The following is a 326-nucleotide window of genomic DNA, read 5'->3' as shown; positions in this document are numbered from 1 at the left end:
CTCCGGCTTGCAGCGCTGCGTCCGCTACGACGATGGTGGCCGTAGGTCGCAGGGTGTCGATGGCAAAGTTGTTCGAGTCGGTTGTGCCGCTTCCCGTGTTACCCGCCAGATCGGTGTAGCTGGCGTTGTTCAGGCCGATCATATTCGTGGCGTCGGTGATGCCGGCAGTCGGCGTCAGCGTCGCCGTCCAGGTCAAGCCACCGTCGCTGGACATCAGATTGCTCAGACTGCCATTGGCAACTGTGAAGTCACCAACATCCAGCCCCGTCACCGCTTCACTGAAGGTGATGGTGACCGTGGTGCTCTCTCCGGCTTGCAGCGCTGCG

Annotated in this window: 1 protein-coding gene; it reads right to left on the bottom strand. The window is 62.0% G+C overall.

Annotated elements, in window-relative coordinates; genetic code table 11:
* Positions 1-326, bottom strand: a 326-nt coding sequence (locus AAIL67_RS24785) for an Ig-like domain-containing protein (protein WP_343485411.1), incomplete at both ends; no start/stop codon positions are given.

It is taken from the genome of Comamonas sp. A7-5, assembly GCF_039581385.1.
GTDB classification, from domain to species: Bacteria; Pseudomonadota; Gammaproteobacteria; order Burkholderiales; family Burkholderiaceae_C; genus Comamonas; species Comamonas thiooxydans.
Note: the sequence above shows the minus strand (reverse complement) of the source record. Positions and strands in the feature narration are given on the sequence as shown.